General features: G+C 40.6%; 11 protein-coding genes, 2 tRNA genes, 3 rRNA genes and 1 pseudogene. 5 read left to right on the top strand and 12 right to left on the bottom strand.

Features of this window, described 5'->3' with window-relative positions:
- The first annotated feature begins 466 nt into the window (after nt 1-466).
- Nucleotides 467-1,159: a TIGR04219 family outer membrane beta-barrel protein gene (locus EGT34_RS11215; RefSeq protein ID WP_000698069.1), complete on the top strand. Its 693-nt coding sequence runs from the start codon at nt 467-469 to the stop codon at nt 1,157-1,159.
- 57 nt (nt 1,160-1,216) lie between these two features.
- Here the strand turns inward: EGT34_RS11215 and EGT34_RS11220 are convergent.
- From EGT34_RS11220 to tyrS, 7 genes and pseudogenes are all read right to left on the bottom strand, one after another.
- Nucleotides 1,217-1,794 (bottom strand): annotated as a pseudogene (locus tag EGT34_RS11220) (glutathione S-transferase family protein).
- Between the two features lie 137 nt (nt 1,795-1,931).
- A 5S ribosomal RNA gene (rrf, locus tag EGT34_RS11225) occupies nt 1,932-2,046 on the bottom strand.
- Nucleotides 2,047-2,231: 185 nt separating this feature from the next.
- Nucleotides 2,232-5,121, bottom strand: a 23S ribosomal RNA gene (locus EGT34_RS11230).
- Between the two features lie 339 nt (nt 5,122-5,460).
- A tRNA-Ala gene (locus tag EGT34_RS11235) sits at nt 5,461-5,536 on the bottom strand.
- 55 nt (nt 5,537-5,591) lie between these two features.
- Nucleotides 5,592-5,668 (bottom strand) — tRNA-Ile (locus EGT34_RS11240).
- Nucleotides 5,669-5,727: 59 nt separating this feature from the next.
- A 16S ribosomal RNA gene (locus EGT34_RS11245) occupies nt 5,728-7,263 on the bottom strand.
- The 16S, 23S and 5S rRNA genes sit together here with 2 tRNA genes alongside, the layout of an rRNA operon.
- A gap of 787 nt (nt 7,264-8,050) precedes the next feature.
- Nucleotides 8,051-9,283, bottom strand: coding sequence for a tyrosine--tRNA ligase (tyrS, locus tag EGT34_RS11255; RefSeq protein ID WP_000335558.1), 1,233 nt, complete (start codon nt 9,281-9,283; stop codon nt 8,051-8,053).
- A gap of 61 nt (nt 9,284-9,344) precedes the next feature.
- On the opposite strand from tyrS, the gene EGT34_RS11260 reads away from it, so the two are divergent.
- A complete protein-coding gene (locus tag EGT34_RS11260; RefSeq protein WP_001274589.1) occupies nt 9,345-10,472 on the top strand; it encodes an anhydro-N-acetylmuramic acid kinase in 1,128 nt (375 codons plus the stop codon).
- Between the two features lie 127 nt (nt 10,473-10,599).
- The gene (locus EGT34_RS11265) at nt 10,600-11,445 is read left to right on the top strand and encodes an alpha/beta fold hydrolase (protein WP_000366400.1); all 846 of its coding nucleotides are present in this window, start codon (nt 10,600-10,602) and stop codon (nt 11,443-11,445) included.
- 54 nt (nt 11,446-11,499) lie between these two features.
- Here EGT34_RS11265 and erpA read toward each other — a convergent pair whose 3' ends face one another.
- From erpA to EGT34_RS11285, 4 genes are all read right to left on the bottom strand, one after another.
- Entirely contained in the window at nt 11,500-11,835 is a 336-nt protein-coding gene (gene erpA / locus EGT34_RS11270; RefSeq protein ID WP_000993572.1) for an iron-sulfur cluster insertion protein ErpA, read from the bottom strand.
- 124 nt (nt 11,836-11,959) lie between these two features.
- Nucleotides 11,960-12,964, bottom strand: coding sequence for a putative solute-binding protein (locus EGT34_RS11275; RefSeq protein WP_001212536.1), 1,005 nt, complete (start codon nt 12,962-12,964; stop codon nt 11,960-11,962).
- A gap of 341 nt (nt 12,965-13,305) precedes the next feature.
- Nucleotides 13,306-14,313: a putative solute-binding protein gene (locus EGT34_RS11280; protein WP_000724999.1), complete on the bottom strand. Its 1,008-nt coding sequence runs from the start codon at nt 14,311-14,313 to the stop codon at nt 13,306-13,308.
- A gap of 255 nt (nt 14,314-14,568) precedes the next feature.
- On the bottom strand, nt 14,569-15,573 hold the full coding sequence (locus EGT34_RS11285; RefSeq protein ID WP_024437376.1) for a putative solute-binding protein: 1,005 nt from the start codon (nt 15,571-15,573) through the stop codon (nt 14,569-14,571).
- A gap of 256 nt (nt 15,574-15,829) precedes the next feature.
- Here EGT34_RS11285 and EGT34_RS11290 point away from each other — a divergent pair, with 256 nt between their 5' ends.
- Nucleotides 15,830-17,761 carry an ATP-binding cassette domain-containing protein gene (locus tag EGT34_RS11290; protein WP_000613987.1) on the top strand — a complete coding sequence of 644 codons (1,932 nt, stop codon included), beginning with the start codon at nt 15,830-15,832 and terminating at the stop codon, nt 17,759-17,761.
- 251 nt (nt 17,762-18,012) lie between these two features.
- Nucleotides 18,013-18,570, top strand: coding sequence for a VTT domain-containing protein (locus tag EGT34_RS11295; protein ID WP_001009202.1), 558 nt, complete (start codon nt 18,013-18,015; stop codon nt 18,568-18,570).
- Between the two features lie 85 nt (nt 18,571-18,655).
- Here EGT34_RS11295 and cybC read toward each other — a convergent pair whose 3' ends face one another.
- Nucleotides 18,656-19,048 (bottom strand): cytochrome b562, encoded by a 393-nt coding sequence (gene cybC / locus EGT34_RS11300; RefSeq protein WP_000987638.1) that lies wholly within the window; start codon nt 19,046-19,048, stop codon nt 18,656-18,658.
- Nucleotides 19,049-19,051: the final 3 nt, after the last annotated feature.

Genomic DNA, 19,051 nt, shown 5'->3' on the forward strand with positions numbered 1-19,051 from the left:
TCCTTAAAGATTTTTGTCCATTTTTTGCCCCTATATAGCTGAACAATACCTGTTTTTATTTCTTTTTACTGTAATTTCCGTCTGAAAATTTACGTTTTTTTAGAGATTCTTATCTAGATTGGTTATTTTTTAGCTAATATTCCTGTTTTAAAGCATATTATTACCTTCTTACATTCAATGATATTTTCTACCATTAAAATTTTATTCCCATTCATAAAGTAGATATATCAACTAATTTATAGATGAGTAAAATATCAAAGTATTATCGATCCCTTACACAAAATTTATACTAAAACCTCCAAAACTCAACTCACTATAAGTTATTAATTTTTATATTAAAATTAATTAAATAAAAGAATATTAAAAATTGAAGATATAGAAGCTTTATATTCACCATTTTTCATCAATGCATAACTGCAAAGATATCTATATCATGCGTTCAAAGATTTTCTTTTTAGGATTGATGATGAAAATATTAAAACTGTCTTTTTTAGTACTCGGGATGGGTCTTAGCGGATTCGCACAAGCAGATTTTATAGGCGTAAAAGGAGACGTTGGCTACTGGTTTTATGACGGCAAAGCTAATATGTCTTCACAATCTCCTGAAGATCAAGATCTAGACCGAAAAGGTAGTGCTCAACTTTCATTAGCTTTTGAGCACCCAATCCCATTTATTCCAAATGCAAAAATTCGTTATGTTAATTTAAATACTCAAACTAAATCAGAAACTTTGGGTCAAGCTAACTATAACGTTGATTTAGATCATAGTGATTTTATTCTCTACTATGAGTTACTAGATAATATTGTCAGTGTAGATGCAGGTCTTGGTGCAACTGTACTAAATGGAGATATTACTGCCTATACCGGTAAACGTGTAGATATTGATAAGACATATCCAATTGCTTATTTATCAGGTGAAGTAAAACTTCCATTTACAGGGTTAAGCGCTAAAGGTGAAGCAACATATACAAACTTTGATGATGCAAAAATTACAGATGCGTTAGTAGAAGCAAAGTATAAGTTTGCCGATAATTTATTAATCGATTTAGGCTTAACAGCTGGTTATCGTATCCTCAATATCGATTTAGATGATTACGATAACAATGACCTTAAATTTGAATTTAAAGGGCCTTATGTGGGCTTAGAAGCACATTTCTAAATTAAAACAGGATTTTGATCTTCCCCATATAAAAAAGAACTCTATAAGAGTTCTTTTTTATTCAACCATACTCACATATTTTGGATATTTTTGAATTCGTTGACACCATTCTTGAATATTTGGGTATAACTTTAAATCGAAGCCGCCTTCCTCAGCTACATGCGTGTATGCATATAAAGCAATATCAGCAATTGTAAATTTATTTCCAACAAGATAGTCGTGCCCTACTAAAGCTTTATGGCCTTTTGGTTGTAATTTATGATATTCCTCTATTCTTTCTGGCGGTAATCCTAGATATTTATTAATAAAACGAGCAACTGCAATAAATGGTTCATGGCTATATTGTTCAAAGAACATCCATTGATACATTTTTGCCTTCATATAAGGATCTGCAGGAATCAATTCCGTTCCCTCAGCCAAGTAGCTAGAATAGCGTTAGACTCACTTAGAACCCGTCCATCATCTAAAACTAAGACAGGTATTTTCCCATTAGGATTTAAAGATAGAAACTCTGCTGTTTGAGTATATTTATTTAAAATATCAACATGAATCCATCTATGATTTATATTTAATAGGGATAGTAACAATTTGATTTTATAACAATTACCTGAATCTACATCACCATAGATTATCATAGGTACTTACCCCTTATTCTGCTTATTTAAATATATAATTTTCTTATTGTTTATAACCCAACCCTTCCATAATATTTTGATTTCCCATATAAAAAAACACCCCAACCTCTTTTGAGCTTGGGGTGTTTAGAATAATGAGCTGGCGATGACTTACTCTCACATGGGTAATCCCACACTACCATCAGCGCTAAGAGGTTTCACTTCTGAGTTCGGGAAGGGATCAGGTGGTTCACTCTTGCTATGGTCGCCAGCACAACTGTTTATGGATACTTGCTTGGGTCTTATTTAATGCCGAAGCGTTTTCCAAATCTGTAACAGACTGGGCTGAATTGAATCTTACTTTATTTGTTCATTTTAGCTAGAGGTATAACTAAATCAAGTTGTCTTGCATATTTAAGAATCGATTGATGCTTCATATACAACTGCTTGGGTGTTGTATAGTCAAGCCTCACGAGCAATTAGTATTGGTCAGCTTCACATATCACTATGCTTCCACATCCAACCTATCAACGTCCTAGTCTCGAACGGCTCTTTAGAGGACATAAAGTCCTAGGGAAATCTTATCTTGAGGTAGGCTTCCCGCTTAGATGCTTTCAGCGGTTATCCCTTCCGAACATAGCTACCCGGCGATGCGACTGGCGTCACAACCGGTACACCAGAGGTTCGTCCACTCTGGTCCTCTCGTACTAGGAGCAGATCCTCTCAAATTTCCAGCGCCCACGGTAGATAGGGACCGAACTGTCTCACGACGTTCTAAACCCAGCTCGCGTACCTCTTTAAATGGCGAACAGCCATACCCTTGGGACCTGCTTCAGCCCCAGGATGAGATGAGCCGACATCGAGGTGCCAAACACCGCCGTCGATATGAACTCTTGGGCGGTATCAGCCTGTTATCCCCAGAGTACCTTTTATCCGTTGAGCGATGGCCCTTCCATACAGAACCACCGGATCACTAAGACCTACTTTCGTACCTGCTCGACTTGTGGGTCTCGCAGTTAAGCGCGCTTTTGCCTTTATACTCTACGCGTGATTTCCGACCACGCTGAGCGCACCTTCGTACTCCTCCGTTACTCTTTAGGAGGAGACCGCCCCAGTCAAACTACCCACCAGACACGGTCCTCGTCCCGGATCACGGGACAGAGTTAGAACCTCAACATTACCAGGGTGGTATTTCAAGGACGGCTCCACTGGAACTAGCGTTCCAGCTTCAAAGCCTCCCACCTATCCTACACAAGTAAGGTCAAAGTTCAGTGTCAAGCTGCAGTAAAGGTTCACGGGGTCTTTCCGTCTAGCCGCGGGTACACTGCATCTTCACAGCGATTTCGATTTCACTGAGCCTCTGCTGGAGACAGCGCCGCCATCATTATGCCATTCGTGCAGGTCGGAACTTACCCGACAAGGAATTTCGCTACCTTAGGACCGTTATAGTTACGGCCGCCGTTTACTGGGGCTTCGATCAAGAGCTTCGCTTACGCTAACCCCATCAATTAACCTTCCAGCACCGGGCAGGCATCACACCCTATACGTCCACTTTCGTGTTTGCAGAGTGCTATGTTTTAATAAACAGTTGCAGCGGCCTGGTTTCTGCGGCTGTCGTCAGCTCAGGAAGCGAGTTCCATCACCAACAACAGCGTACCTTCTCCCGAAGTTACGGTACCATTTTGCCTAGTTCCTTCAGCAGAGTTCTCTCAAGCGCCTTGGTCTACTCGACCTGACCACCTGTGTCGGTTTCGGGTACGATTCCTGTGTAACTGAAGCTTAGAGACTTTTCCTGGAAGCATGGCATCAACCACTTCGCTGTACAAGTACAGCTTGCTATCAGATCTCAGCATAGAGTACCCCGGATTTGCCTAAGATACATGCCTACATCCTTTCACCTGGACAACCAACGCCAGGCTGATTTAGCCTTCTCCGTCCTCTCATCGCATTACACAGAAGTAATGGAATATTAACCATTTTCCCATCGACTACGCCTTTCGGCCTCGCCTTAGGGGTCGACTCACCCAGCCCCGATTAACGTTGGACTGGAACCCTTGGTCTTTCGGCGAACGGGTTTTTCACCCGTTTTGTCGTTACTCACGTCAGCATTCGCACTTCTGATACCTCCAGCATGCTTCTCAACACACCTTCATCGGCTTACAGAACGCTCCCCTACCACGTATACAAAGTATACATCCGCAGCTTCGGCACATAGTTTTAGCCCCGTTACATCTTCCGCGCAGGCCGACTCGACTAGTGAGCTATTACGCTTTCTTTAAAGGGTGGCTGCTTCTAAGCCAACCTCCTAGCTGTCTATGCCTTCCCACATCGTTTCCCACTTAACTATGATTTTGGGGCCTTAGCTGGCGGTCTGGATTGTTTTCCTCTTGACTACGGACGTTAGCACCCGCAGTCTGTCTCCCGGATAGTACTCATAGGTATTCGGAGTTTGCATCGGTTTGGTAAGTCGGGATGACCCCCTAGCCGAAACAGTGCTCTACCCCTATGGTATTCGTCCGAGGCGCTACCTAAATAGCTTTCGGGGAGAACCAGCTATCACCAGGCTTGATTAGCCTTTCACCCCTATCCACAAGTCATCCCCTGGCTTTTCAACGACAGTGGGTTCGGTCCTCCAGTTAGTGTTACCCAACCTTCAACCTGCTCATGGATAGATCGCCTGGTTTCGGGTCTATACCCAGCAACTAAACGCCCTATTAAGACTCGATTTCTCTACGGCTCCCCTATACGGTTAACCTCGCTACTGAATATAAGTCGCTGACCCATTATACAAAAGGTACGCAGTCACACCACGAAGGTGCTCCCACTGCTTGTATGCATGCGGTTTCAGGATCTATTTCACTCCCCTCACAGGGGTTCTTTTCGCCTTTCCCTCACGGTACTGGTTCACTATCGGTCAGTCAGGAGTATTTAGCCTTGGAGGATGGTCCCCCATATTCAGACAAGGTTTCACGTGCCTCGCCCTACTCGTCATCATTATGTGTGCCCTTTCGTGTACGGGAATATCACCCTCTACGTTCGCACTTCCCAGAGCGTTCCACTAAAACACACATAACTTAATGGGCTGATCCCCGTTCGCTCGCCGCTACTGAGGGAATCTCAATTGATTTCTTTTCCTAAGGGTACTGAGATGTTTCACTTCCCCTCGTTCGCCTTGCAACACTATGTATTCATGTTGCAATACCTACCTTAAAGTAGGTGGGTTCCCCCATTCAGACATCTCCGGATCAAAGGATATTTGCCGCCTCCCCGGAGCTTTTCGCAGGCTATCACGTCTTTCATCGCCTCTGACTGCCAAGGCATCCACCACATGCACTTAATTACTTGACTATACAACCCCAAACAGTCGATGTTACCTACAAGTTAGTAACTTCAACATTTCAGTTTAGAGCACTGTGCACTTAAGCACCGTACAGCTTCAATCTAAATTCACATACCAAAACGCTTGATTCAGTTAATTTGCTAGTTCTCAATTCATCTAGATTAATTGCTTAACCTAAACTCTTGAGTGAACAATTTATTTCAGACTCAATTTGCCAATCTGTTAATGAGTTAATGTGTCTTCGTCAGATCACACTAATTACCGTGATAATGAAATCACAGAAGTTAATAAACCAAGATCTCAATCTTTATTTACTAATTTCTGTAATCCGAACTTATCTTAAGTTCTGGTGGAGACTAGGAGAGTCGAACTCCTGACCTCCTGCGTGCAAAGCAGGCGCTCTACCAACTAAGCTAAGTCCCCAGCTTACATCATCAATCATGTATCTTTTATCTATAACTTCAACCAGTCAAAGTCATGGTGGGTCTGACAAGACTTGAACTTGTGACCCCACGCTTATCAAGCGTGTGCTCTAACCAACTGAGCTACAGACCCTCAGATACATCTATGAAGAACAACTTGTTGTGGATTCTTACCAATCGTCAATCTTTCGTTAAGGAGGTGATCCAGCCGCAGGTTCCCCTACGGCTACCTTGTTACGACTTCACCCCAGTCATCGGCCACACCGTGGTAACCGCCCTCTTTGCAGTTAGGCTAGCTACTTCTGGTGCAACAAACTCCCATGGTGTGACGGGCGGTGTGTACAAGGCCCGGGAACGTATTCACCGCGGCATTCTGATCCGCGATTACTAGCGATTCCGACTTCATGGAGTCGAGTTGCAGACTCCAATCCGGACTACGATCGGCTTTTTGAGATTAGCATCACATCGCTGTGTAGCAACCCTTTGTACCGACCATTGTAGCACGTGTGTAGCCCTGGCCGTAAGGGCCATGATGACTTGACGTCGTCCCCGCCTTCCTCCAGTTTGTCACTGGCAGTATCCTTAAAGTTCCCATCCGAAATGCTGGCAAGTAAGGAAAAGGGTTGCGCTCGTTGCGGGACTTAACCCAACATCTCACGACACGAGCTGACGACAGCCATGCAGCACCTGTATCTAGATTCCCGAAGGCACCAATCCATCTCTGGAAAGTTTCTAGTATGTCAAGGCCAGGTAAGGTTCTTCGCGTTGCATCGAATTAAACCACATGCTCCACCGCTTGTGCGGGCCCCCGTCAATTCATTTGAGTTTTAGTCTTGCGACCGTACTCCCCAGGCGGTCTACTTATCGCGTTAGCTGCGCCACTAAAGCCTCAAAGGCCCCAACGGCTAGTAGACATCGTTTACGGCATGGACTACCAGGGTATCTAATCCTGTTTGCTCCCCATGCTTTCGTACCTCAGCGTCAGTATTAGGCCAGATGGCTGCCTTCGCCATCGGTATTCCTCCAGATCTCTACGCATTTCACCGCTACACCTGGAATTCTACCATCCTCTCCCATACTCTAGCTCACCAGTATCGAATGCAATTCCCAAGTTAAGCTCGGGGATTTCACATCCGACTTAATAAGCCGCCTACGCACGCTTTACGCCCAGTAAATCCGATTAACGCTCGCACCCTCTGTATTACCGCGGCTGCTGGCACAGAGTTAGCCGGTGCTTATTCTGCGAGTAACGTCCACTATCTCTAGGTATTAACTAAAGTAGCCTCCTCCTCGCTTAAAGTGCTTTACAACCATAAGGCCTTCTTCACACACGCGGCATGGCTGGATCAGGGTTCCCCCATTGTCCAATATTCCCCACTGCTGCCTCCCGTAGGAGTCTGGGCCGTGTCTCAGTCCCAGTGTGGCGGATCATCCTCTCAGACCCGCTACAGATCGTCGCCTTGGTAGGCCTTTACCCCACCAACTAGCTAATCCGACTTAGGCTCATCTATTAGCGCAAGGTCCGAAGATCCCCTGCTTTCTCCCGTAGGACGTATGCGGTATTAGCATCCCTTTCGAGATGTTGTCCCCCACTAATAGGCAGATTCCTAAGCATTACTCACCCGTCCGCCGCTAGGTCCAGTAGCAAGCTACCTTCCCCCGCTCGACTTGCATGTGTTAAGCCTGCCGCCAGCGTTCAATCTGAGCCATGATCAAACTCTTCAGTTAAAATCATTTTGCACCTTATTTATAGACAAGGTGCCAATTCTGGCTCATCAATTACTGACTTAAATTTCGCTCAAATAAACTTCGAGTAATTTAAACCAATCAATCAATGAAAATTATTTCGATTAATCAATCAGTAAAAATCCACACAAGTTGTTCTTCAATTCTCTTAATGATCTTCTTACTAGTTCGTCACCAGCAAGCTAGGTCGGCTATATTACTCTTAATCTCTTAAAAGTCAACAGGTAATTTCGATATTTTTAAAACTTATTCTCCAAACCAACTTACCATCAAATTCATCACTTAAAGCAATCAATCTAATCACAAGTAACTGTTTTTCAACAAGTTTCTATCTGCATCACCGCCGATGGATGTGCATTATAGACCATCTCATTCCCTTTGCAAGGGGTATTTATCCCTTTTTCACTTGAGTGCCGTTTTTTTCTACTATTTTGCGAAAAAAGTGATATATATGGCTTTTTTTTAGGCATTTTTGCTATTTTTTATTGGTTTTTATCTTTAGCTATATAATCATTTTGGAGTTAGGGAGTCTTTTATATGGTTTTTATTCCTCTATAAGCTTTTTTATTCCAAAGAATCCAAAGAATCCAAAGAATCCAAAGAAATATTAGAGCAAATACTCTACCCTCACTTTATATTTCTTCTTATTTTTTAATTTATTTTATTCTTAATAATACTTAGATGGTTCCACGTGGAACGCTTAATTGGTTTTATAGTTCTGAAATAAAAAAAGCAGGATTACTCCTGCTTTTCTATCACTACATAACTTTTAGTCAGTGAAAGTTACACGTGCAATTGCTTTTTTCCCAGACTGAATAATAAAAGTCCCGTTTTCTTTTACAGAGAAACTTGCATCTACTACATTCCAGTCTACTTTTACTGCACCGCGTGCAACAGCATCTTTTGCAGCTGCTGCATTTGGATTTAATCCTGCTACGCGAAGAATCGTGGCAATAAAGATTTCACCACCAAACTCACCACGTGAAATAGTTACTTCAGGAGTATCTGCCGGCACCTCACCTTCTGTAATACGGTTACCAGCACTCTTATGAGCATTGGCAGCAGCTTCAGCATCATGGAAGCGTTCAACCAACTCGAGTGCAAGAATACGTTTTACTTCTTGTGGATTACGACCAGCCGCGATTTCATCTAATAAAGCTTTGATCTCATCTAGAGATTTAAAACTTAATAAATCGAAATAACGTTCGATTAAAGAGTCAGGCATTGATAATACTTTTTGGTACATTGCACCTGGCGCATCAAAAACACCAATATAGTTACCTAAAGATTTAGACATTTTATTTACGCCATCTAAACCTTCTAGAATTGGTACAGTGATACATACTTGTGATTCTTGGCCATAACGGCTTTGTAATGTACGGCCCATAAGTAAGTTAAAGGTTTGGTCTGTACCACCTAACTCAACGTCTGCTTCAAGTGCGATAGAGTCATAGCCTTGAACTAAAGGATATAAGAACTCATGAATTGCAATTGGCTGATGATTGTTATAACGCTTAGTGAAGTCATCACGCTCTAACATACGTGATACTGTTTGCTGGCTTGCCAACTGAATAAGATCCGCAGCAGACTTTTGGTTAAACCACTCTGAGTTAAAACGTACTTTTGTTTTATTCGGATCTAAGATTTTGAAAACTTGTTCTTGATAAGTTTTAGCGTTAGCTTCAACTTGTTCGCGTGATAACGGCGGACGAGTTGCACTTTTGCCTGTTGGATCACCAATCATGGCTGTATAGTCGCCAATCAAGAAAGTAACTTCATGACCCAAATCTTGAAACGTTTTTAGTTTGTTAATAAGAACCGTATGTCCTAAATGTAAATCTGGAGCTGTAGGGTCAAAACCAGCTTTAATTTTAAGAGGACGATTCTCTTTAAGCTTTTTCAGTAAATCTTCTTCTGAAATAATTTCGTGCGTGCCTCGTTGGATGAGGGCAAGCTGTTCTTCGGCGGGCAAGAAATTTGACATCACAAAACCTAAACACATCAGTTATTCAATTTGTGCGATATACTAACATTTTTTCAGCGTCTTGCAGGGGAAGTTGCATATGAGCGCAATCTATATCGGCGTAATGACTGGCACTAGTATGGATGGTGTGGATATTGTTGCGGCTTCATTTGAGCCACTACAGCTTCATGCCACACTTACAGTTCCATTCGAACCCGAGTTACGTGATGAGCTTATGGCATTAACTTTACCCGATGACAATGAAATTGACCGCATGGGTAAAGCTGATGTTGCTCTAGCCAAAATGATTGGTCACGGGATTAATTCTCTCATTGAAAAGCACCAATTAGATCGTAGTCAAATTAAAGCGATTGGGTCGCATGGACAAACTATTCGTCATCGTCCAGAGCATGGTTTTACGCTACAAATTGGCGATCCAAACATTATTACTGAGATCACTCAAATTCCGGTTGTTTCAGATTTCCGTCGTAGAGATATGGCAGCAGGTGGTCAAGGCGCTCCATTAGTGCCTGCATTTCATCAGGCATTATTTCAACATCCAAGCATTCATCGGGTGATTTTGAATTTGGGCGGCATTGCCAATGTGAGCATGTTGCCAGCTAACAATCCGGACGGCGTTTTTGGTTTTGATACTGGACCTGCCAATATTTTGATGGATGCATGGTGCCATCGCCATACAGGTCATCCATATGATGAAAATGGTGACTGGGCGGCTTATGGTCATCCTATTCGCTCTTTACTCGACCGTCTTTATGCTCATGAGTATTTTTCTAAAGAACCTCCTAAAAGTACGGGACGTGAAGATTTCAATATTGACTGGTTAGATGATCAGTTAATCGATTGGCGTAATGATTTAACTTATGATGAGTTAGAAGATACACCTGAAAATATTCAAGCTACCTTATTGAAACTTACTGTACGTGCCATTCAAAAAGCGATCTATCGTTCTAATATGGAAACAGGTGAAGTTTATGTATGTGGAGGTGGAGCGTATAACTCTTATTTGTTAGAACAATTACGTTGGCGCTTACGTAAGCACAATTGGTCAGTTCAAACCACTGATGTTTTAGGGCTCTCCCCTACTTGGGTTGAGGCTACAGCATTTGCATGGTTAGCAATGCGTTTTGTGAATGGTTTAAGTGGTAATTTACCTGCGGTAACCGGAGCGTCAGATTTTAGAATCTTAGGCACGATCACGGCGGTATAAAACTACTTATTCGATTTAATTGGACTGATTCGACCTCATAACACATTTCCTGACCCGAAATGCTGTTATTAAATTGGTCATAAAAATTCATGATAAATGCCAACAAAAATAAGTAAGGCATGTTCTTATGGATCTGACCAAACGTATTCATCAATACACACGTGGGGCTTGGACATTCGATGTCATTGATTCAGGCCCTATAGATGGCCCTCTCGTGGTTTTATTGCATGGCTTTCCAGAAACTGCCCATAGTTGGGAGCAGACTTCGGAATTATTACATCAGCATCAATTTAGAACATTTGCGCTCCATCAACGTGGTCATAGTCTAAATGCTAGACCACAAAGCCGCTTTCATTACGCTTTAAGTGAACTAACTGAAGATGTCGCAGTTTTTATTAAGGGACTTGGTCAACCAGTTTATTTAATTGGGCACGATTGGGGTTCTGTAATTGCGTCTAGTGTAGCTATGAAGTATCCACAGTATATTCAACATCTCACTTTAGTTTCCGTACCCCATCAAGCTGCTTTTTTAAAAGCCTGCTTAAGTAGCAATCAACTACTAAAATCTTATTATTTTGCAGTTTTTCAGCTTCCTATTTTGCCCGAACTTTTATTTAAGAAAATGCCTAAAGTAGCAAGAAAATTTCTTAAATCATCTGGCATGACCGAACAGCAAATTGAAATATTCGAAACTGAATTTATAAAAGAAAATAGGCTAACTACGGCATTAAACTGGTATCGTGGCTTTTTTTGGGAAAAGCCTGAAAATCCTTTTAAAGCAATAGACGTTCCCACTCTTTTTATTTGGGGTAAGCATGATATTGCAGTAACAGAAAAAAGTGCCAAGTTAAATTCAGGTTATTTTAAAAATAATTATAAGGCTATTTTTATGGATGCCTCTCATTGGATTCCTTATCAAAATGCACCTGAACTCGTACAATGCTTTTTAGAATCTATACATGATCAAGCATAATCTTATAAATAAAAAACCTCTCTATAATGAGAGGTTTTTTATTTAAAATTCTTTTTAAATTGAGAATGAAGAACCACAACCACAGGTTGTTGTCGCATTCGGGTTCTGCACAATAAAGCGTGAACCTTCAAGGCCTTCAACATAATCAACCACTGAGCCAACTAAATATTGATAGCTGAGCGAGTCAACCAGCATCTTTACATCGCCATTTACAAATTCAGCATCATCTTCATTTACGCTTTCGGCGAAATTGAAGCCGTATGAAAACCCTGAACACCCGCCTCCGGTTACATATACACGTAACATGAGATCGTCATTCCCTTCACTATCACGGAGTTGGCGTACCTTATTGGCAGCATTATCTGTCAAAACTAGAGCTTGGGCATTCATGATGATTGTTCCTCGGATTTTGCTGTGCCTTTCAAAATAAAAAAGACCCTATATTGAGTATAGCATAATCAATATAGGGTCTGTCTTCGAAGTTTAAAGCGAATCTTGAGTATTTTTATCAAGATTATTTGTAATTCTCATCTTGTAAGCCACATTCAAAGTTTTTCGCGTCTTGCTTACAACGGAATTGCCATAGTAATTTCATCATCCGTTTATCATAAACACCGCGTTGTGTAAGATTAATTCGTGATTCACGCATGAGCTTTTGATAACCCGGTTTATCGGCAGCTGGTACTTCCATCCAATATTTTTGCGGAATATCCGCTTTCATTTTACCCAAGATAGTAAAAGCACGCGGTAACTGACCAGCCACCCACTCTCTAGATTTCTGACCAAAACCAGCTGGGAATTTGTCTGGACGAATAATAATATTTCCGGTCACCTGTAAAATTGGATAGTTTACAATTGCCCCTTTTGTACCTAAGCCTTTTTGCAACTCTAAAGGTTTAAACGCTGCTGCTGGCGCACCAATAATATCGACCTGATGATTGTTAAATTTGGCCCCGAAGTTAGTCACATCTGCACTCACTGCCTGAGCACCCACCTGCTGAACCATGATTTTTTGTGCTTCATCGTAGTCTAATACGGCGATTTTTTTACCCGCAGCTTTTGCTACAGTATTAATACTACGGTCGTTTACTAAAAGGTAAGCATCTCCTACCGGAATAACACCTACTACCTCATAGCGGCCATTGACCATATATTTACTAAAGGTTTGGCTTGCTAAACCTTGCATGACTTTAACAGCAAGTTTGAGATCTGGAATCGCACCAATTGCATCTAATGATCCCGTAAATGAGTTGAATTGACGTCCACGCATGCCTGATACACTAATACCATCACATTTGCCCGCTTTAAAGTCTTCAGCAATCACTGCTTCATTCTGGTTTACTTTTAGTTCGATATCAGCTCCCCAGTTTTTCGCTGCAAGCTGATAGTCCTTCATGAGTGCATAGACATCGCCATTTTTACCAACAAAATCAAAAACACATATGGTTTGTTTGGCCTCGGCTGCAAATGAAATTGTTGTGAGTCCCATCGCAAGTAAAAGCGTTTTGGAAAATCGCATATTCTTTTCCTTTCCTTGTAAATTTTTTGTTTTTGGCATCAAGAAATTTCACGCTGGTTGGCATGATTCTCATGAGATAATTTCATCTAAGATTCACAATTTAGATATTTTTATGATCAATTCTGTTTATCCGAGCTCAATAAAAAATAACGAGTTAAATTCCCTTAGCTCTTTTAATGACTCACTTCCTTGTTCTATTTTCTAATATCTTCATATATCCAGATGAAGTTTTATCCTCAATTTAGATTAGCGTCTTTTTAATGAATCACAATGGCTGAATTGACAGCCTATAGAAAGCAAAAAAGCCTAGAATAAATCTAGGCTTTTAAGTTCAACATGAATTATTCACCAGGCATTGAACATTCAAAGTTAGCTTTGTCTACAGAACAACGTGCTTTTTTCAATACAGACATCATACCTGCATCGTAAATACCGCGTTTAGTTAAATCCATACGGCCATCACGTAACATTTTTTGATATTTCAGTTTGTCTTCAGCACTTAGGTTCATTTTATATTTACCTGGAATTTGTGCTTCTAAACGGTTAATCATTGCAAAGCTTTTTGGTAATTGTTTTACGAACCAATCACGAGACTTTTGACCAAAGCCTGCTGGGAATTTATCAGCACGCAATACTAAATCAGCCGTTACATGTAATACTGGGAAGTTCCACATTACACCGTTTGCACCCAAACCTTTGTTCAATTCTAATGGTTTGTAAGCATAAGCAGGCGCACCTACCATATCTACCTGACCATTATTAAATTTAGCAGCAAAGTTTGAAATATCAGAAAGAACTGCCTGAGCACCTACGCGCTGCACCATAATTTTTTGTGCATCGTCATAACCTAACACGGCGAATTTTTTACCAGCAGCTTTTTCAACTGAGTTGATGTTTTTATCACGTACAAAAATGAACGCTGAACCTAACGGAGAGATACCAGCAACTTCGTATTTTTTACCGCCAAGGTTAGTTGTCATTTTTGCAGCATTACGTGCATCTAATACATAAGTAATAGCACGTTGTGCAATTTGGTTATTAGGAACGCCACCAAGCGAGTCGATTGATCCGGCAAATTTGTTATATTGGCGAGCACGCATAGCTGTCATTGCTACGGCATCACATTTACCAGCTTTAAAATCATTATCTGCAACAGCCTCGTCCTGACGAGGAACTAAGTTAATTTCAGTACCCCAGCCTTTTGCAGCTAGAGCCCATTCTTCCATCATTTTATATGAGTCGCCTGCTTTTCCTAAGAGGTCGAATACACACACGGTACTCGCTGCTTGCGCTGAAGCAGAAAAACCAACAACAGAAGCGGCAGCCATAGCAAGTACGATTTTTTTCATTTTCTTCATCCTTCCACGGAACAGATTTTTTGTTTGAAGTTTCCTTTCAAACACAGATATTAATCATGTTTTTTAGAAAAAAATAGAGCTTTTACTCAAATATTTTTATCTCATTGAACCATTGTTTGTTCGATTTAAATTATTTATTAAAATGAAAAATCGCTAATTTTCCGTAAGTTATTTTTTATATTCACAATTTTCATACCCATATTCAGCTTTGAAATATCTGTAGGGTTTTTGTGATTAAAAAACAAACTACTCTCCAGTCAGCGTACATTCAAAATTTGTCCGTTCAATGGTGCATCGTGCACGCTTGAGTACACTCATCATTGTCGCGTCATATACACCTTGTTTTGTTAAGCCAAGGCGACCTTCACGTAATATTTTCTGATATTTCAACTTATCTTCGGCTGAAAAATTTAATTTAATTTTAGGAGGAATCCCGGTTTCTAACCGTTTTACCATTGCGAAGTTCTGTGGCAACTGTTTAATAAACCATTCACGAGACTTCATTCCAAAATTGGCCGGAAACTTATCACTTCTTGCAATTAAATCCCCTGTGACGTTCACCACAGGAAAAGTAAACATAGCTCCATTTGCTCCAATCCCCTTACCAATTTCTAAAGGTTTATAAGCATAAGCAGGTGCAGCAATTGCCTCGACTTGGCCACTATTAAGCTTTTTCACAAAATCGGTAATCTCAGAAGGAATAGGCTGGGCACCTACACTTTCAACCATAATTTTCTGGGCTGCGTCATATTGCAAAATGGCAAACTTAGTCCCACGTACTTTCTCAATTGAGTTGAGGTTTCTATCTCTTACAAATAAGTATGCTAGTCCAATCTGGACAATTCCAACCACCTCATAGTTTGTTCCATTTTGTGTGGTTAGCATGCGATGTTTATTACGTTGATCCAAAACATAACTAATCGCCTTTTGAGCAATAGCATTACTTGTCACTCCCCCAATTGCATCAATCGAGCCTGCAAATTTATTGTAGTTTCGTGCTCGCATTGAAGTCATATAAGCTGCATCGCATTTACCCTCACGCAGCCTACGATCTACTAGAGCTTCATCTTGAAATGGAATTAATGTAATGTCCGCTTGCCAACTTTTTGCCGCAAGTGCCCATTCTTCCATCATTTTGTAGGATTCACCTGATTTACCCAATAAATCGAATACACATACGTTTTGCCCCGCGTGTGTTGTCCCCATAGCACAGCAAATGACTGCACTTACTATCCCCAATCTTTTTTTCATTTGACTTTCCTTAGTCTGGTTTTATTAGTTAGTAGCTCATTTATCAACCAAGTTTTAAATTGTTTTTATTTTAGCCATATTTTTCTAAATGTGGCCTATCTTGCTCAAAATTTGGATATTTTCAGACGAATAGCTTTAATCGGGATCAGTGAAACCATGCAATCTCAGTATTTATAAACTAAAACTCCGAAAGCTTTGTCTTCATGATCAGTTCTCTTTAAAATACAGCATCCCTAACTCACCACGATAAGACAAGATGATTCAATTTGACCAAGTTTCTTTACGCCGCGGTGGACGTGTTCTATTTCAAAAAGCGTCTATGCAATTACACCCAGGTTGGAAGATTGGTCTGACTGGGGTCAATGGTGCAGGTAAATCAACACTATTTGCAGCATTACTCGGTAGCTTAGGAGCAGATGAAGGCTCGCTTACTCGTCCTTCTGTATGGACTGTGGCCCATATGGCGCAAGAAGTTAAAGCCCTAGACATGCCTGCTATCGACTTTGTCCTTTCTGGTGATGAAGAATATTGGGATATTCAAAATAAACTTGCTCAACCAGAACAATTAACAGACTCGGATTTGGCTAAATTACATGGCCGTTTTGATGAAATTCATGGTTATTCTGCGCCATCTAAAGCAGCTCAGCTGATGGCTGGCTTAGGGTTTCTAGAACATCAATTACGTTTAAACGTTGCTAGTTTTTCTGGTGGATGGCGTATGCGTCTAAATTTGGCGCGTACATTGATGAGTCGTTCTGACTTACTCTTATTGGATGAGCCAACTAACCACTTAGATTTGGATGCAATTTTATGGTTAGAAGATTGGCTCAAAGCTTATGAGGGCACCCTCATTTTAATCTCGCATGACCGAGATTTCTTAGATGCAATTACAGACCATATTCTTCATATTGAGAATCAGGAACTTACTCTTTACACGGGTAACTACTCCACATTTGAGACCACTCGAAGTGAACGTTTAGCACAACAACAACAAGCTTTTGAAAAACAGCAAGAAGCCCGTGCTCATTTACAAAAGTTCATTGATCGCTTTAAGGCTAAAGCCACTAAAGCTCGTCAGGCACAAAGCCGTATTAAGCAACTTGAACGCATGCAACAACTTGCACCTGCTCATGTAGATACACCGTTTACTTTTAGTTTCCGTGAACCTACCAAAATGAGTTCACCGTTGCTGACCTTAGAAAATGCGAGCATAGGTTATGGCGATAAAAAAATTGCTGAAAAAATTAAACTTCAAATTACGCCAAACTCCCGTATTGGCCTACTTGGTATGAATGGTGCGGGTAAATCAACATTGATTAAAAGCTTGGTGGGTGATTTACCATTACTGGCAGGTGAACGTAAAGCTTCCGAGCTACTTAACATTGGTTACTTTGCACAGCACCAAATGGACGCTTTAGATGGTCAAGCCAGCCCAATGCTTCAACTCGCTCGGATAGCCGATAAACAAATTAGTGAAGCAACATTACGTTCTTTTTTAGGTAGTTTTGGCTTTAGTGGCGAACGCATGGATACTCCATGTGAAAGCTTCTCTGGGGGTGAGCGCGCTCGTTTGGCCTTAGCACTCATTGTATGGCAGCGCCCAAATGTTTTAATTCTGGATGAACCAACGAACCACTTAGACCTTGATATGCGTCATGCGCTTAGTATGGCCTTACAAGATTTTGAGGGTGCAGTTGTTCTGGTTTCTCACGAACGTCAACTTATTGCAAGTGTATGTGATGAGCTTCTTTTAGTACACGGTGGCAAATGTACCGAGTTTGAAGGTGATTTGCAGGATTATGCTAAATGGCTACGTGAAGCACGCCAGCAACAAATCAATGCTCAGACTGCTGTAGCACAAAATAATTCATCTTCTGCCGCTCCAGCTCCCGCTAAAGTCGATAAAGAAGCACAGCGTAAAGAAGCAGCTCGCCGTCGTGAACAAACTCGACCAATCCGTAAAAATATTGAAAAGGTTGAATCTCAAATTGAAAAGCTTCAGCCACGTCTTGCTCAAATCGAAGAAGCTTTAGCAGATACTTCACTATATGAAGCTAATCGTAAGGACGATTTGCTTAAACTGATGAATGAGCAAACCGAACTCAAAGCTAAGCTTGAACAATATGAAGAGCAACTCTTAGAACTCATGATGGAACTTGAGGAAATGGAAGCCTCATTTGAAAACTAAATATCTTGGCCAGTATTCGTATATTTAAGTATCTGTACTGGCTTTTATTTTTTATTAGCTTATAAAAATATGAACGATCTCTAATAAAGTTTCATTCAGCTGTTAAATTTTTGAGATAGATTCAAATTTGATAACATATAAAACTTAAGCTACATCTTAAGGGTTGCCATACACAGATAATTTAACTAAATTCTGTAACTTCGTTTTTACCCTTCTTGAGTAGGTATTTAATTCGGGATCAGACAAACTGAATGAATTTTATTGATTTTATTACTAATTTTGAACAATTTTTACCTATTTTGATTCAGGAGTATGGTGCATGGGTTTATGCCATACTCTTTTTGATTATTTTTTCTGAAACCGCTTTTGTGTTTATGTTCTTTTTACCTGGAGATAGCTTACTTTTAACTGTAGGTGCACTGTGCTCGGTGGTTGAACTGATGCATCTTGGTTATATGATTACTCTGCTCACCGTTGCAGCAACATTAGGTTATATCGTCAATTATTCTATTGGCCGCCATTTTGGAAACCGTATTTTTGAAGCAAAATCACGTTTTATTAAAAAAGAATATTTGAATAAAACGAACCGCTATTTCTTGCAACATGGTGGTAAAACTATTCTTTTAGCACGTTTTATACCTTTCGCACGTTCTTTTGCACCCCTCGCTGCCGGCTCAAGCAATATGAGCTATGGAAAATTTTTGATTTACAATGTGGCAGGAGCTATTTTGTGGATCTGCATCCTTTTAACGGCTGGCTACCTATTTGGCCATGCACTCATTCAAGTTACAGATTTTGTAGAAAATTAATAAGTTTGGTTAAATAAATTTATATAGCCAAAAATAAAGGGAATGAATCAAACATTCCCTTTATTTGATTTAGATTAAAGTAACTTTATCTAAACTTTTTGTGGTTTTCATTACGAATATTTACCAGATTAATTGCTTCAGTTTTGGCTTGGTCCAATTGTCCCTTATCAACAAAAACCGTAACCCGATCAATTTCAGCAACCAACTGATCTAAACCCGCTTGGTACTCTTTTACCTGTACATTTTCAGGGGGTAAACCTTCCAACTTATGAGGTAAAGATAATTTTGAAGATAATGCTGCTTGACGCATAATCACAAGCTGCTGTTTAGCGTTATCGATATCTTTTGCTTCAGCAAAGGCTTTAGTGCTCTTCGCTAAAGTTTTCATGTCGGCTTCCAAGTCTGCTGCAAATACAGAATGACTCACTAAAGCCGCACATGAAATCAGCACACTTGCTAGAATTTTTTGACTCATCATCTT

This window comes from Acinetobacter sp. FDAARGOS_558 (assembly GCF_003937785.1).
GTDB lineage: Bacteria > Pseudomonadota > Gammaproteobacteria > Pseudomonadales > Moraxellaceae > Acinetobacter > Acinetobacter baumannii.